This window comes from Tateyamaria sp. syn59, assembly GCF_007995245.1.
In the GTDB taxonomy this organism is placed as follows: Bacteria; Pseudomonadota; Alphaproteobacteria; order Rhodobacterales; family Rhodobacteraceae; genus Tateyamaria.
Window position 1 is genome coordinate 37,492 of record NZ_VCBA01000016.1, and the last position, 15,972, is coordinate 53,463.

At 60.2% G+C, this 15,972-nt stretch carries 10 protein-coding genes; all 10 read right to left on the reverse strand.

Annotation, left to right across the window (positions count from 1 at the left end; all coding sequences use genetic code 11):
* Nucleotides 1-98: 98 nt before the first annotated feature.
* Complete coding sequence (locus FD715_RS19930) at nt 99-1,106, reverse strand: 4-hydroxythreonine-4-phosphate dehydrogenase PdxA (protein WP_223274995.1); 1,008 nt, start codon at nt 1,104-1,106, stop codon at nt 99-101.
* A complete protein-coding gene (locus tag FD715_RS19935) occupies nt 1,103-1,816 on the reverse strand; it encodes a GntR family transcriptional regulator (RefSeq protein WP_147114189.1) in 714 nt (237 codons plus the stop codon). The genes FD715_RS19930 and FD715_RS19935 overlap by 4 nt, the downstream gene beginning before the upstream one ends.
* Nucleotide 1,817: 1 nt before the next feature.
* Complete coding sequence (locus FD715_RS19940; protein ID WP_147114192.1) at nt 1,818-2,729, reverse strand: dihydrodipicolinate synthase family protein; 912 nt, start codon at nt 2,727-2,729, stop codon at nt 1,818-1,820.
* Nucleotides 2,726-3,901 (reverse strand): L-rhamnonate dehydratase, encoded by a 1,176-nt coding sequence (locus FD715_RS19945; RefSeq protein ID WP_147114195.1) that lies wholly within the window; start codon nt 3,899-3,901, stop codon nt 2,726-2,728. The genes FD715_RS19940 and FD715_RS19945 overlap by 4 nt, the downstream gene beginning before the upstream one ends.
* A gap of 3 nt (nt 3,902-3,904) precedes the next feature.
* Nucleotides 3,905-5,401 (reverse strand): tripartite tricarboxylate transporter permease, encoded by a 1,497-nt coding sequence (locus tag FD715_RS19950; protein ID WP_147114197.1) that lies wholly within the window; start codon nt 5,399-5,401, stop codon nt 3,905-3,907.
* Nucleotides 5,402-5,406: 5 nt separating this feature from the next.
* Nucleotides 5,407-5,847 carry a tripartite tricarboxylate transporter TctB family protein gene (locus FD715_RS19955; protein WP_147114200.1) on the reverse strand — a complete coding sequence of 147 codons (441 nt, stop codon included), beginning with the start codon at nt 5,845-5,847 and terminating at the stop codon, nt 5,407-5,409.
* Between the two features lie 75 nt (nt 5,848-5,922).
* Nucleotides 5,923-6,867 (reverse strand): tripartite tricarboxylate transporter substrate binding protein, encoded by a 945-nt coding sequence (locus FD715_RS19960; RefSeq protein WP_147114203.1) that lies wholly within the window; start codon nt 6,865-6,867, stop codon nt 5,923-5,925.
* Nucleotides 6,868-7,232: 365 nt separating this feature from the next.
* Nucleotides 7,233-11,477, reverse strand: a complete 4,245-nt coding sequence (gene rpoC, locus FD715_RS19965; RefSeq protein ID WP_147114206.1) for a DNA-directed RNA polymerase subunit beta' — start codon at nt 11,475-11,477, stop codon at nt 7,233-7,235.
* Nucleotides 11,474-11,782, reverse strand: a complete 309-nt coding sequence (locus FD715_RS22860) for a hypothetical protein (protein ID WP_223274996.1) — start codon at nt 11,780-11,782, stop codon at nt 11,474-11,476. Before FD715_RS22860 ends, rpoC begins: the two co-directional genes overlap by 4 nt.
* A gap of 2 nt (nt 11,783-11,784) precedes the next feature.
* Nucleotides 11,785-15,921 carry a DNA-directed RNA polymerase subunit beta gene (gene rpoB, locus FD715_RS19970; RefSeq protein WP_147114209.1) on the reverse strand — a complete coding sequence of 1,379 codons (4,137 nt, stop codon included), beginning with the start codon at nt 15,919-15,921 and terminating at the stop codon, nt 11,785-11,787.
* Nucleotides 15,922-15,972 lie beyond the last annotated feature (51 nt).

The following is a 15,972-nucleotide window of genomic DNA, read 5'->3' on the forward strand; positions in this document are numbered from 1 at the left end:
GATGTGTTACAATTCGGCGGTGCCTCGGTTCTTGTGGACGCACGTCACTAGCGTAAAACGCGCAATGGAAAGGCCCGCGCACCCGTTAGACTTTCTCGTCAGGCGGCAGCCTCGGATTTCGCTTTCCGCGCCATGCGGACAAGCAGATCAAACGCCTGACGACTGGCACTCACGTTGGCTACACCCTGTCCGGCGATGTCAAAGGCCGTGCCATGGGCTGGCGTTACAATCGGGATCGGTAGGCCACCGGCAACGGTCACGCCGCGCTCAAACCCCATCAGCTTGATCGCGATCTGACCCTGATCGTGGTACATGGTCACAACGGCATCGACCTCGCCGCGCTTGGCCTTGAGAAACACGGTGTCGGAGGGCCAGGGACCCGTCACGTTCATCTGCCGCGCCTGGCAGGCCTTGACCACGGGCTCGATCACGTCGATTTCCTCCCGCCCGAATTTGCCATTGTCACCGGCATGGGGGTTCAGCGCGGCGACTGCCACATGCGGGCGTGTGTTGCCTGATCGGGCGAGGGTTGCGTGCGCCAGTTCGATTGCCCGTTCGATGCCCGGCCCGTCTATGTTCGCGGCAACGTCCTTCAGCCCGATATGGCTGGTCACACGTGTTGTCATAAGCGCGTCGAGGACATTGATTTCCGAGTGATAGCCCGTGAACCCGAGGTAGCGCGCCATATAGCGATGCTCATCTTCCGCGTTCAGCCCCGCCGAAGTCATCGCTGCCTTGTTGAAAGGGGCGAACATCACCCCGTCCACCCGCCCGGCCTGCGCCAGATCAAGCGCTTTGTCGAGACAGCGCAGCGATGTGGTGCCGCCTGCCACGGTCACTTCCGCGACCTGCACGTCCTCCGGCGCAATTGTCTGCATGTCGAGATGCGCCACCCCGCGAAACGTGTCGATGTCCGCTTCGGCTATGGTGTTGAGGGTCACCTCCACACCCGCCTGCGCAGCACCACGCTGCCAAAGGTGCGCGTCGCCAACCAAAAGGATGTCAGCGGCCTCGGCCACGCCGTCCTCGACCAACAGCTTGGCGATCAGCTCTGGTCCAATTCCGGACGGATCCCCGGGCACAATCGCAAGTCTGGGATGCATCATTCGGTCTCCCTTTCGGTTTTGGCCTCTGCCATCGCGGCCGCGATATTGACCTCGGCCGTCCGCAGATGCTGCTTGAGGGCGCGCCGGGCCGCAGTGGCGTCGCGTGCCTTGAGGGCCTCAACGATTTCCAGATGTTCGCGGCGGGTTCCGTCCTGGCTCGCAACCCGTTGCGAAGACAAAAACCGCACGCGCCACAAACGCGCATTGTAAGTCGCGTGGGTTTCGAACAGCGCACGGTTGCCCGACGCCTCGACAATGGCATCGTGAAACGCCATGTCGCGTCGAAAGGCAGCCACCTGACCTTCGGCATTGCGCGCCTCCGGGATCGAAGCGTTCAGCCGTTCGATCTGCGCAATCTGCGCATCCGTTGCCATCTCACAAGCCAACTCGCCGGCAAGCGCTTCGAGGGCGCCCTGAACGCGCAGCCAGTCGTTGATCTCGTCCAAAGAAGGGTCCGCTACGACCGGTCTGCGGGTCGGGCCATAGTCGATCAGCCCCTCACCTTCGAGGATGCGCAGCGCCTCTTTCAGCGGTGTACGCGAAATCCCAAAGGCTTCCGCCAAATCACGCTCGCGCACGGGCATGCCAGGCGGCAATTTACCCAGAAGGATGAACTCGCGCAGATTGTCCGCAGCCTCGGCGGCCAGCGACCTGCGCGGCTTCAACTCTGCGAAATTCCGCAATTCGTTGGTCCATGCCGTATCGCTCATTTTATGTACCCCACCGCAGGACCAAGGGGTCCAGAGGTTCTAACAGATCTATCAGGCGGGACCGGATTGCCGGATGCAAGGGCGGGATCGGATGGCGGCAGAACTCGGACCTGATCACGCCGCCTTCGACCATAGCGGCCTTGCAAGACTGCCAACCGCATTGGCGGTTCTCGTGATTGATCGCCATTGCGACCCGACCATAGGCCTCGGTGGCGCCCTTGACGTCCCCCGCATGGTGTTTGGTGATCACCGGCTTGATCTGGTCAACGATCATGCCGCTGGTCATCGCGCCTGTGGCCCCGGCATCGAGGTCGGCCAGCAGCGTAATGGCTTCTTCGCCATCGAACGGTGCCTCGATCGCGGCGCCGCCCTGTTCGATCAAGGCACGGATCTTGTTGGCCGCGCGCGGGCACTCGATCTTGAAAAGTTTCACCGCCTCAATCTCGCGCGCCATACGGACCAGCAGCGGCACCGACAGGTCAACACCGGACAGCGGTGCGTCCTGTACCATAATCGGAATTCCGACCTCACCCACAGCTGCAAATTGTTCAAAGCTCTGCTCTGGCGTGCCCTTTAGAAGCGCGCCGTGATAGGGCGGCATCATCATCACGATATCCGCGCCCAAATCCTTGGCAAAGCGGGCGCGCTCAACCGCGATCTGCGTTGCGTAATGGCTGATCGTCACAATCACCGGCACCCGGCCCGCGACATGTTCCACGCTCAGCCGGGCAAGCTGCGCGCGCTCGTAATCCGAAATCAGGAACTGTTCCGAGAAGTTGGCCAACACGCAAATCCCATCGGCGCCCTGATCAATCAGGCAGTCGAGCACGCGCTTCATGCCCTCAAGATCGAGCGTACCGTCGTCGTGAAAGGGCGTGGGGGCGACGGGCCATATGCCGGTATATTGCGTCATTCAATGATCTCGAAGTGTTTCAGGTGTTTATCGGTGATCGAGATGCCCAGACCCGGAGTGTCGTCATTCAGTTGCAGATACCCGTTCTCGGCTTCGGCGTCGCCCTCGAAGATGTAATAAAACAGCTCGTTGCCAACCTCGACATCGAACACCGGGAAGTATTCAGAGATCGGGCAATTCGTATTGGCCATGGTCAGGTGGTAATTGTGCATCTGGCCCGCGTGCGGGATCACGGGGATCTGCGCGGCCTCGGCAATCGCATTGATCTTCTGCGCCGCGGTGATGCCGCCAACGCGGTTGGTGTCGTATTGCAGGATGCTGACGGCCTTCTTCTGGATCAAGTCATTGCACCCCATAACGCTAAACTCGTGCTCCCCGCCCGAAATCGGCACGATCCCTAAGGCGTTCAGCTCCGCATACCCCGCGACATCGTCCGCAATCACCGGCTCTTCCAGCCAGCGCGGCTCGTACTTTTCCAGCTTTGGCAGCATCCGTTTGGCATAGTCCAAGTTCCAACCCATGTAGCATTCGAGCATGAGATCAACGTCATACCCCAGAACCTCGCGCAGCGCTTCGACGCGCTTGAGGTTTTCGCGCATGCCCGCCATGCCATCCTTGGGGCCAAAGCCGAAACGCGATTTGAACGCCTGATAGCCATGGCTGGCCGCCTCTTCAGCCTCGCGCTGCATGGCCTCAATGCTGTCGGCATAGAGCTTGGAGTAGTAGACAGGTATCTTTTCCTTGGTGCGCCCGCCCAGCAGCTTGAAGACCGGTTTGCCAACCAGCTTGCCCATCAGGTCCCAGATCGCGATGTCGATGGCGCTGATCGCGGTCATGCCGATGCCCTTGCGACCCCAGGCATGGGTGCGGCGGTACATCTTTTCCCAGATATAGGCGTAATCGAACGGGTCTTCCCCGATCACAAGCGGCGCGTACCAGTCATCAATCGCTTTCTTGACGACCGTCGGCGCCAGTGCGGCATTGCCGATGCCAACGGTCCCATCCTCGGTTTCCACCTCGCAGGTCAGCCATTGGTGGAACCGGAAAGACGCCATGGCATCCCCTTTGATCCACAGGGCATCCGACGCGTTGGTGCAGAAATTGCCCTGCGGTGGCACAGTCGGGCCGGTCCAGTTCCAGACCCGCGTCCGGACAGATTTAATCTTGGTCATGACTTACTCTCCGGTCGATACCAACGGGTCGCGCTGTTTGAAAAGCCGCCAAAAGTACGGTCCGAACAAGGCGAGGATTGTGAGAACAAAAAACAGAAGCGACAGCGGGCGCGTGAACATCAGCCACCACTGATCGTCCAGCATGATCAACGACTGGCCCAGACGCTTTTCCAACATCCCGCCCAGGATCAACCCGATGGCAAGTGGGACGACGGAGTACCCAAAACGGCGCATGAAATAGCCCACCACGCCTGAGGCCAGCGCGATATACACATCAAGCATGGACTGGTCCAAGGCATAGGCCCCGACAATGGAAAACGTAAACACGATGGGCCACAGGATCTGCACAGGGACAAAGGTGACCTGTGCGAATATTTTGGCACCAAAGAGCCCGACAAAGATGAATGTCACGTTCACCAGCAGCATGGCCCAGAAGATCGCATAGGCGAACTCGGCCTGTTGGGTGAACATCGTTGGTCCCGGTTGCAAACCATGCACCATGAGCCCGGCCAGAATGACCGCCGCCGTCGGGCTGCCTGGAATACCCAGCGCAAGGGTCGGGACCATCGCGCCACCTGTGGCCGAGTTGTTGGCCGCCTCGGATCCCGCAATGCCTTCGACAGATCCCTTCCCGAACTCTTCGGGCGTTTTTGACCAGCGCCGCGCCTCGTTATAGCCGATCATCGACGCAACGGTCGCGCCCTCGGCCGGCAAAATGCCGATGAACGTGCCGATGCCGGAAGACCGCAGAATGGTCTTCCAGACCTTGCGGTAGTCTTCTCGCGAGGGCAACTTGATGGCCTTCATCTGAATGAGCTTGCGTTCGGCCTGAAGCCGTTCTGCCTGCACCAGCAACTCGGAAATTCCGAAAATGCCGATCATGACCGGTACAAAGCCGATCCCTTCGGACAATTCGTTGAAGCCGAAGGTAAACCGTTCAACCGTCGTCAGCAGGTCTTTACCCACCGTGGCCAGCAGGATCCCAAGCGACCCGGCAATGATGTTTCGCATCGGTGTACCGTCGCCGATGGTTGCCAGCATCGAAATGCCAAAGACGGTCAGCGCAAAGTATTCCGGCGGGGCAAAGTTGTATGCCATGCGCGCCATCAACGGGGCGGCCAGCATCAGGCAGATGACCGAAATGATCCCCCCGATCGTCGACGACACCGTCGCCATGCCCAGTGCCCGGCCGGCTTCGCCCCGCTGCGCGAGCGGAAAGCCGTCCAGACAGGTCGTGGCACTTGCGGACGTACCCGGCGTGTTGATCAGGATCGCGGTAATGGCGCCGGCAAAAGTCGCAGCACAGTAGATCGTGGTCAGGATTGCGATGGCCGGAATAGGCTCCATCGTAATGGTGAACGGCAACAGAAGTGCGGCACCTGTGGTGGCGTTCAGCCCCGGCAAGGCACCGATAATCACACCGCCCAGCGTCGCCGCGAACAGCAAGATCAACAGCTGGGGATCAAGAAGTGCGTAAAGTCCTGCGAACAAAGGGGCCATCGTGCTCACCCGTACCAAAGGTTGGTCAGAAACCCGCGCGGAAAGCGGATGCGGAACGCCTGATCAAACAGAAGGAATATCAGCGCCGGACTGACGAGCGAGACAAAGCCGATGCCCCAAGCCCGCCTTTCGCCCCAGGCGTAGGCCAACCCACCGGCAAACACGCCAAGACCCAGAAACATGTCGATCTGTGCCAGTAGCACAAAGACGATGAACAACCCCATGCTTGTCCACACGTTTGGCCCGATAGGCGGATGTTCGACAGGTTTATCAAAGATCATCACCAGCACCGACAAGGCCATGATCAGCAACAGGACCATCTGCGGAAAGTCCGCCGGCTGCATGCCCCGCAACAAGATCGGCGGAACCCGGTCAAACTGCGTGCTGAGCCAAAAGGCGAACAGGCAGAATACGATTGTGCCGCATGGGACTGCGTAACGCGTCATGGCGTGCCTTTCGAAACAGGGCGATCAAGGGCCCGGCCCGTCCCGCACCAGGGACGGACAGGGCAGTTTCGTGATTTATTCGATGAAACCCAGATCGCGCAGGGCGGCATCCATATCTGACTGCATCGACGTCAGCTGTTCGCCCCAGACATCGGAGCCAGCCACAGACGTCGCATCCAGCCCCACCGAGGTGAGGAACCCCTTGTACACGGTGTGGTTCATTGCGTTCAGCAGCGCTTCCTCGATCTTTGCTGCGACCTCGTCAGGCGTGTCGGCATGCACGACAAAACCGCGCACGGTCGAGAAGTTTGCGTCGATACCCAATTCCTGAGCAGTCGCGACATCCGGCAGACCGCTCATGCGCTCGGGCGCCAGGACGACGACAGGGCAAATGTCACCCGCCTCGATCTGCGATCCGGCTTCGGCGAGGTTCAGCACCGCCACGTCAACGGCACCGGCGACAAGCTGGGTTGCCAGCTCGCCGCCCCCTTCGAAGGGCACGATCTTGGGCGTTGCCAGCTCACCGCGCCGCGCGAACATAAAGGCGGACACATCGTCGATGCCGCCCAGATGTGTCGTGCCATAGGTCAGCGGTTCATCCTTCTGCGCATCAACAAATGCCTGCGCCGACTCGTATGCGCCGCAGCGCGCCATCAGAATTTGCGGATCATCGGTGCCCCGCGCGATGGGACGCACGTCGTCAAGCGACATCTCGGTCTTGCCCAGCGCAACAGTTGCCGAATGGCCGATGGTGAATGTCAGGATGCTGTGACCGTCGGCTTCCTGCGTCAGATAGTAGTCCATAGCCGAGGCGCCCCCGCCGCCGCGCTTGTTCACGACGACCATGTCGGTGCCCAGCTCGCGGCGCGCGCGGATCATCATCATCCGGGTGGTCACATCGGTCCCGCCGCCGTTCCCGGCGTGCGTGATCACTTCGATGGTTTTGGATGGGAATTCTTGCGCGACGACTTCGCCGCCGACGACTGCGGTGGCTGCCGCAATGGCGAGTAATTTTTTCATGGTGTCCTCCCTAGGAAACGGCGCTGTGTGCGCTCGGCATATTCCATATCAGGCATTTTAATATTTTGGAATACCAAAATTCCAGACATGGAGTTTGAACCCCAGACAGACGACTTGAAGGCGGAAACTTCCAAGATGACTTGGGCGTCGACGTCACCTCCTAAACGGCGGCAAAGCCGTGCATCCTGCTCATCCTTGGACAAGCCTGTTGATGAACCGTGTGGCTTACGTCCTGTACGCTCCATCGGCGCAGAGATGCGCGCTGCACAACGGGTCACCTGGCACCCGTTCACTCACGTCCCATAAACGCAAAAACCCCCGCCTGTCCGGGCGGGGGTTTCCATTCTCAAAACCGAAGGACTGTATCAGTCGCGGCTGTCTTCCGAGTGGTCGATGACCGTGTCGAACACGTCGCCACCCACCACATCGTCTGCCGTGGGCGCCGCGAGGGCAGCGGCCGCTTCGGCCTCTTCCCGACGCGCTTCGATCACAACATTGTCGCGGTCCGATGCGATCTTGCGCACAGCCTGAGTTGCCCCACCAGTGCCCGCAGGGATCAGGCGACCCACGATCACGTTCTCTTTCAGACCGACCAGCTTGTCCTTCTTGCCCTGCACCGACGCTTCGGTCAGCACGCGTGTGGTTTCCTGGAAGGACGCGGCAGAAATGAACGACCGTGTCTGCAGCGAAGCCTTTGTAATCCCAAGCAGAATTGGACCACCCTGCGCCGGACGACCACCTTTCGACAGCGCCTTCTCGTTGGCAGCATCGAACTCCTGCTTGTCCACATGCTCGCCTTTCAGCAGCGTGGTGTCGCCCGAGTCCTCGATCTCCCATTTCTGGAGCATCTGACGCACGATGACCTCGATGTGCTTGTCGTTGATCTTCACGCCTTGCAGACGATAGACCTCCTGCACCTCGTTGATCATGTAGTCGGCCAAGGCCTCCACACCCATGATGGCAAGGATGTCATGGGGGGCGGGGTTGCCGTCCATGATGTAATCACCCTTCTGGATGAAGTCGCCTTCGGCCACCGGGATGTGCTTGCCCTTGGGCACCATGTACTCGACCTTCTCCATGGTCTCGTCGCTGGGCTCAATCGCAATGCGGCGCTTGTTCTTGTAGTCCTTGCCAAAGCGCACGTAACCATCGATCTCCGCGATGATCGCGTGATCCTTGGGACGACGGGCTTCGAACAGCTCGGCCACACGCGGCAGACCACCGGTGATGTCCTTGGTCTTGGCACCTTCGCGCGGGATCCGGGCGACGACGTCACCGGCTTCCACGGTCTGGCCATCCTCGACCGACAGAACCGCATCCACGGACATCGGATAGGTCACCGGGTTGCCCGCATCATTGCGGACCGGCTCGCCATCTTCGCCCACCAGGATGATCTCCGGCTTCAGCTCGTTGCCTTTCGGTGCGGCACGCCAATCGATCACGATTTTCTGTGTCATACCAGTGGCATCGTCGGTCTCGTCGCGCACGGCCAGGCCGCTGACAAGGTCGACATACTTCGCCGTACCCGCCTTCTCCGCAATGATCGGCAGCGTGTAGGGGTCCCACTCGAACAGCTTGTCGCCGCGCTTCACATCCTGACCATCGGTCACGAACAATGCCGTACCGTAGCCCAGCTTGTGGCTCGCACGCTCGTCGCCGTTCTCGTCAACGATGGCCATCTTCATGTTCCGGCCCATGACCAGAACCTGACCGGCTGCGTTGGTCAGCGTCTGCGGGTTCTCAAAGACGATCTTGCCTTCCTGGCTTGCTTCCAGGAACGACTGTTGACCACCCTGAGCAACCCCACCGATGTGGAAGGTCCGCATCGTCAGCTGGGTGCCAGGCTCACCGATGGACTGTGCCGCAATGATGCCGACAGCCTCGCCGGTGTTCACCATGGTGCCGCGTGCCAGGTCGCGACCATAACACATGGTACACACACCCTCTTCGCTTTCGCAGGTCAGGGGCGAGCGGATGCGCATCGACTGCACGCCCATCTCTTCGATCATGTCGGACATGCGCTCGTCGATCAGCGTACCAGCAGCCACCAACACCTCGTCAGTGCCCGGCTTCAGCACGTCGTCCGCAGCCACACGGCCCAGCACACGCTCGGCCAGCGATGCAACCACCTCACCGTCATTCACAGCCGCTTCGGCAGTGATGGCGTTTTCGGTGCCGCAATCGATGTCGCGCACGATGCAGTCCTGTGCGACGTCCACCAGACGACGGGTCAGATAGCCCGAGTTCGCGGTTTTCAGAGCGGTGTCAGACAGACCTTTCCGCGCGCCGTGGGTCGAGTTGAAGTATTCAAGAACGGTCAGACCTTCCTTGAAGTTCGAGATGATCGGCGTCTCGATGATGTCGCCATTCGGCTTCGCCATCAGGCCGCGCATCCCGCCCAACTGCTTCATCTGCGTGACCGAGCCACGGGCACCGGAGTGCGCCATCATGTAGACCGAGTTCGGCTCCATTTCGGCGCCCGCCTCGTCCGTACGTTCGGCCGAGATCGAGCCCATCATGGCGTCGGTGACCTTGTCGTTACACTTCGACCAGGCGTCGACCACCTTGTTGTACTTCTCACCCTGGGTGATCAGGCCGTCCATGTACTGCTGTTCAAAGTCCTTCACCTGCTCGCGGGTGTCATCAACGATGGTCCACTTGCTGTCGGGGATCAGCATGTCGTCCTTGCCGAACGAAATGCCCGCCTTGAACGCTTCCTTGAAGCCCATGGACATGATCTGGTCACAGAAGATGACCGACTCCTTCTGACCGCAATAGCGGTAGACGGTGTCGATAACCTGCTGCACTTCCTTCTTCCGCAGAAGGCGGTTGACCAGCTCAAACGGTGCCTTGTTGTTCAGCGGCAGAAGCGCACCCAATCGGACCCGGCCCGGCGTGGTTTCAAAGCGCTGCATGACCTCTTGGCCCGTCGCATCGATCTGCGGGATCCGCGCGGTGACTTTGGCGTGCAGGTGCACTTCACCGGAATCAAGGGCGTGTTGCACTTCCTCGATCGAGCCAAAGACCATGCCTTCGCCCTTCATACCCGCGCGTTCCAGCGTGGTGTAATACAGGCCAAGGATCATGTCCTGCGACGGCACGATGATCGGCGCACCGTTGGCAGGCGACAGAACGTTGTTCGTCGACATCATCAGCACGCGGGCTTCAAGCTGGGCTTCCAGCGAAAGCGGAACGTGGACCGCCATCTGGTCGCCGTCAAAGTCGGCGTTGAAGGCCGAACAGACCAGCGGATGCAGCTGGATCGCCTTACCTTCGATCAGAACGGGCTCGAACGCCTGAATGCCCAAACGGTGCAGCGTCGGCGCACGGTTCAGCATGACAGGGTGTTCGCGGATGACCTCATCCAGAATGTCCCAAACCTCGGGACGTTCCTTTTCCACCAGCTTCTTGGCTTGCTTGACGGTCGAGGACAGGCCCTTCGCCTCAAGCCGCGAATAGATGAACGGCTTGAACAGCTCGAGCGCCATCTTCTTCGGCAGACCACATTGGTGCAGCTTCAGTTCCGGCCCGGTCACGATGACCGAACGGCCCGAGAAGTCGACCCGTTTCCCCAAAAGGTTCTGACGGAAGCGACCCTGCTTACCTTTCAGCATGTCCGACAGCGATTTCAGCGGGCGCTTGTTGGCACCGGTGATCACGCGGCCACGACGGCCGTTGTCGAACAGCGCGTCGACGGATTCCTGCAGCATCCGCTTTTCGTTGCGGACGATGATGTCAGGCGCGCGCAGTTCAATCAGACGCTTCAGACGGTTGTTCCGGTTGATCACCCGGCGGTACAAGTCGTTCAGGTCAGAGGTCGCAAAACGGCCCCCATCCAGCGGCACCAGAGGGCGCAATTCAGGCGGGATCACGGGGATCACGGTCAGAACCATCCACTCCGGGCGGTTGCCGGACTCGAGGAACGACTCCACCACTTTCAGGCGCTTGATGATCTTCTTGGGCTTCAGCTCGCCTGTCGCCTCTTTCAGATCGGCGCGCAGGTTTTCGGCTTCGGCTTCCAGGTCGATCTGGGACAGCATCTCGCGGATCGCTTCCGCACCGATATTGGCAGTGAAGGCGTCCATGCCAAACGCGTCCTGCGCGTCCATGTACTCTTCTTCCGACAGCATCTGGCCGTAGGAAAGGTCGGTCAGACCCGGCTCGGTCACCACGTAGTTTTCAAAGTACAGCACACGCTCCAGATCACGCAACGTCATGTCCAGCATCAGACCGATGCGGGACGGCAGCGATTTCAGGAACCAGATGTGGGCCACGGGTGCGGCCAGTTCGATGTGGCCCATCCGCTCGCGGCGGACCTTTTGCAGCGTGACTTCCACACCGCATTTCTCGCAGACAACGCCGCGATACTTCATGCGCTTGTACTTGCCGCACAGGCATTCGTAATCCTTGATCGGGCCAAAGATACGGGCACAGAAAAGGCCGTCACGCTCGGGCTTGAACGTCCGGTAATTGATGGTCTCGGGTTTCTTGATCTCGCCAAACGACCACGAGAGGATGCGTTCGGGCGACGCCAGGCTCACCTTGATCTCGTCAAAGACCTTGGGCGGCGTCAGCGGGTTGAACGGGTTGTTTGTCAGTTCCTGGTTCATTGGGTGTCCTTTCCAGGTTCCGGGCATTTGAACGCGTAGAAGCGGCCCGAGTAGGCTGCCAGAGTGCGCGTAAATTCGATGACCGAAGCATTTGTATTGGTAGGCAGGTCGCAAGTTTGAAGAGCGCCACGCAATGCGCGCTGATAGCCAGCATTTGAGTCTGTCAAGCGAATAACATCGACGCTGACGCTATGCGTCGCGCCGCTGCGCTGGCGGATTGGACTATCCTTCGCCAACTCAGCAACTCTTGGTCCGCAAGCGGATAATGCACAAGCGCCAGCAGTTGCAAGCATTGCGTGGCTCATCTTCACTCGTCTTCCTCGGCGTCGAGCAGCTCCATATTGAGGCCCAGACCGCGGACCTCTTTGACCAGAACGTTGAACGATTCCGGCACGCCGGCTTCGAAATTGTCCTCGCCCTTGACGATGCTCTCATAGACCTTGGTCCGGCCCGCCACGTCGTCCGACTTCACCGTCAACATCTCTTGCAGGGTGTAGGCGGCGCCGTAGGCTTCCAGGGCCCAGACCTCCATCTCACCAAAGCGCTGACCACCGAACTGCGCCTTACCACCCAGCGGCTGCTGGGTCACAAGCGAGTACGGACCGGTCGAACGGGCGTGGATCTTGTCGTCCACAAGGTGGTGCAGCTTCAGCAGGTACTTGATGCCCACCGTCACGGGGCGGCTGAACTGCTCGCCCGTGCGGCCGTCAAACAGCACCGACTGACCCGAGGTCGAGAACCCGGCACGCTCCAGCGCGTCGTTCACGTCCGCCTCTTTCGCACCGTCAAAGACCGGCGTCGCGATCGGCACACCGCGGGTCACATTGCCCGCCGCTTCGACAAGATGCTCCTCGTCCATGCCGCTGATGCCCTCGTTATAGACATCCTCGCCATAGGCCAGGCTCATCGCTTCGCGCACTGGGGTCAGATCACCCGACCGGCGGTACTCTTGCAGCGCCTCGTCCACATTCACGCCCAGACCCCGCGCGGCCCAGCCCATGTGCGTTTCAAGGATCTGGCCCACGTTCATGCGCGATGGCACACCCAGCGGGTTCAGACAGAAATCGACCGGGGTACCATCCGCGAGGAACGGCATGTCCTCCATCGGCACCACTTTCGAAATCACACCCTTGTTGCCGTGACGACCGGCCATCTTGTCGCCCGGTTGCAGCTTGCGCTTCACCGCCACGAACACCTTAACCATCTTCATCACGCCCGGGGGCAGATCGTCACCACGGCGGACCTTCTCGACCTTGTCCTCGAACCGGGCATCCAGGGCACGTTTCTGCGCCTCGTATTGCTCGTTCAGGGCCTCGACCACCTGTGCGGACTGCTCGTCCTTCAGGGCAATCTGCCACCATGCGGAACGCGGGAAGGCTTCCAACAGATCGGCGTCCACGTTGGAGCCCGCCTTGACGCCTTTCGGCCCCTTGGCGATCTCTTTGCCCAACAGCATGTCGCCCAGACGGGCATAGATGTTGCGGTCCAGAATGGTCAGCTCGTCGTCCCGGTCACGGGCCAGACGCTCGACTTCCTCACGCTCGATCTGCAGGGCACGTTCGTCCTTCTCCACACCGTGGCGGTTGAACACACGCACCTCAACGACCGTGCCGAAGTCACCCGGCTTCACGCGCAGCGAGGTGTCGCGCACGTCCGAGGCTTTCTCACCAAAGATGGCGCGCAGAAGCTTCTCTTCCGGCGTCATCGGGCTCTCGCCCTTCGGTGTGATCTTACCGACCAAGATGTCGCCCGGCTCCACGTCGGCACCAATATACACGATGCCCGCTTCGTCGAGGTTGCGCAGGGCTTCCTCACCGACGTTCGGAATATCGCGGGTGATCTCTTCCGGACCCAGCTTGGTGTCACGGGCGGCGACTTCAAACTCCTCGATGTGGATGGAGGTAAAGACGTCGTCACGCGACACGCGCTCGGAGATCAGGATCGAGTCTTCGTAGTTGTAGCCATTCCACGGCATGAACGCGACGACCACGTTCTTGCCCAGCGCCAGTTCACCCATATCGGTGGATGGACCATCGGCAATGACCTCACCCTTCTGAACCGTGTCACCCACCTTCACCAGCGGACGCTGGTTGATGCAGGTGTTCTGGTTCGACCGCTGGAACTTGCGCATGCGGTAGATGTCCACACCCGCGTCACCCAGCTCAAGGTCGTGCGTCGCACGGATCACGATCCGGGTGGCGTCCACCTGGTCGATAATACCGGCACGTTTCGCCATGATGGCCGCACCAGAGTCGCGCGCCACAACTTCCTCAATACCGGTGCCGACCAGCGGCGCCTCGGCTTGCAGAAGCGGAACCGCCTGACGTTGCATGTTCGAACCCATAAGCGCCCGGTTCGCGTCGTCATTCTCAAGGAACGGGATCAAGGACGCAGCAACAGACACCAACTGCTTGGGCGACACGTCGATCAGGTCCACCTGATCCACGGGCGACAAGGTGTAGTCCCCGGATTTCCGGGTGTTCACCATCTCGTTGCGGAACTTGCCGTCCTCGTCCAGCATCGCGTTGGCCTGCGCCACGGTGTGACGCATTTCCTCGGTCGCGGACATGTAGTGGACTTCGTCGGTCACCTGACCTTCGTTCACCACGCGGTAGGGCGTTTCGATAAAGCCGTACTTGTTCACGCGGGCAAAGGTCGCAAGGCTGTTGATCAGACCGATGTTCGGCCCTTCCGGCGTCTCAATCGGGCACATCCGACCATAGTGGGTCGGGTGCACGTCGCGCACCTCAAAGCCCGCGCGCTCACGGGTCAGACCGCCCGGCCCAAGCGCCGACAGACGACGCTTGTGCGTCACTTCGGACAGCGGGTTCGTCTGGTCCATGAACTGCGACAGTTGCGACGAACCAAAGAACTCACGCACGGCAGCCGCAGCAGGCTTCGCGTTGATCAGGTCCTGCGGCATCACCGTGTCGATCTCGACCGAAGACATACGCTCCTTGATCGCACGTTCCATGCGCAGCAGACCCACGCGGTACTGGTTCTCCATCAACTCGCCGACGGAGCGGACACGACGGTTGCCAAGGTGGTCGATATCATCGACGTCACCCTTGCCATCACGCAGTTCCACCAGCGCCTTGATGCAGGCCACGATGTCCTCTTTGCGCAGGGTCCGCTGGGTGTCTTCGGCGTCCAGCGCCAGACGCATGTTCATCTTCACGCGACCAACGGCCGACAGGTCATACCGCTCGCTGTCAAAGAACAGCGTGTCAAACAGGGCGCTTGCCGCATCCACGGTGGGCGGCTCGCCCGGACGCATCACGCGGTAGATGTCCATGAGCGCGGTTTCGCGGTTCATGTTCTTGTCTTGGGCCAGCGTGTTGCGGATGTACGGACCGACATTGACGTTGTCGATGTCAAGGACCGGAATATCGGTGATCCCTGCGTCAATCAGCTCTTTCACGGTGCCACCGATCAGGTCGCCATCCTTGTCGTATTCCAGGGTCAGCTCATCACCGGCCTCGACATAGATCGCGCCGTTTTCTTCGTTGATGATGTCCTTGGCGACGAACTTGCCGACGATGTTCTCGTAAGGGACCAGCAGGTCGGTGACCGTGCCCTCGTCGATCAGCTTCTTGACAGCCCGCGGCGTGACCTTCTTGCCCGCTTCGGCAATCACTTCGCCGGTCTTGGCGTCGACCAGGTCATATGTCGGACGGGTGCCGCGCACACGGTCAGGGAAGAACGGGGTAACCCAGCCCTTGTTCTTCTCCAGCTTGTACTGAACCGTATCGTAATACGCGTCCATGATGTCTTCCTGGTCGAGACCCAGGGAATACAGCAGCGTCGTGACGGGCAGCTTGCGGCGACGGTCGATGCGGGCGAACACGATGTCCTTGGCGTCGAACTCGAAGTCCAGCCACGAACCGCGGTAAGGAATGATCCGGCAGGCAAACAGCAGCTTGCCCGAGGAATGCGTCTTGCCCTTGTCGTGGTCAAAGAACACACCGGGCGAGCGGTGCATCTGGGATACGATCACACGCTCGGTGCCGTTCACGATAAACGTGCCGTTCGGTGTCATCAGGGGCATGTCGCCCATGAACACGTCTTGTTCCTTGATGTCCTTGACAGACTTTGCGCCCGTGTCCTCATCGACATCAAACACGATCAGACGCAGGGTAACCTTCAGCGGCGCGCTGTAGGTCATGTCGCGCTGCTGGCACTCTTCCACGTCGTATTTCGGCTTTTCCAGCTCGTACTTGACGTATTCCAGAACGGACGTCTCGTTGAAGTCCTTGATCGGGAAGACCGACTGGAACACACCCATGATCCCTTCGCCGTCCATCGGCGTCGGCTCATCACCGGAGTTCAGGAACAGATCGTAGGAGGATTTCTGCACCTCGATGAGGTTCGGCATGTCCAGCACTTCGCGGATCTTGCCGTAGTATTTACGTAGACGTTTCTGACCAAGGAACGTTTGTGCCATGCGGTTCTCGCACTCCATCTTTGTTCTGGTCGCGCAACGGAAGGGGCATTC